This is a genomic window from Neobacillus paridis, from assembly GCF_016765675.1.
GTDB classification, from domain to species: Bacteria; Bacillota; Bacilli; order Bacillales; family Cytobacillaceae; genus Neobacillus; species Neobacillus paridis.
Genome location: NZ_JAESWB010000295.1, coordinates 1 through 511, shown reverse-complemented (window position 1 = coordinate 511; position 511 = coordinate 1). Strand labels below are relative to the sequence as shown.

Annotated in this window: 1 protein-coding gene; it reads right to left on the bottom strand. The window is 70.3% G+C overall.

What is annotated here, in order from left to right; genetic code table 11:
• Window positions 1-149: 149 nt before the first annotated feature.
• Window positions 150-511, bottom strand: a 362-nt coding sequence (locus tag JK635_RS28910; protein ID WP_202655510.1) for a hypothetical protein, incomplete at its 5' end; no start/stop codon positions are given.

The following is a 511-nucleotide window of genomic DNA, read 5'->3' as shown; positions in this document are numbered from 1 at the left end:
CGACCAATAGCAGGTAGACCAGTGCGGCCAGGATGGCGGCCATGCCGGCCAGCAGGATGCGCTGCTCGCGCAGGTTGCGCTCGGCCCAGAAACGGGAAGCGGCCTGGCCTGCTTCCGTCATGCTTGCTTTCAGACTCATCGGTACCGCCTCATTTTCCGGTCTTGACTTGCCACATCACCACACCGGCCTGCTCCGGCGCGGCGGTCAGGGACAGATTGCGCCGCGCCAGCGCCGCGCTGACCGCGTCGAACGGCACCTGCGCCTCGGGCTTCAGGCGCACGAACAGGCTGCGCTCGCGGTATTCCATCCCGGCCAGGGTGGGCTGCGCGCCACCCGGCGCGCGCGCCGCGGCGCTTTGCCAGGCCTCGCCGAAGGCGGCGGCCAGCGCGCCGAAATCATCCGGCGCGCCCTGGCCGGCATTGCGGCGGCCGGCGGCCACCTTCTGCCGGGTCTGGGCCAGCGGATCGACGATCACGGTCTCGTTCGGAAACGCCGCCTTGTATATCTGGG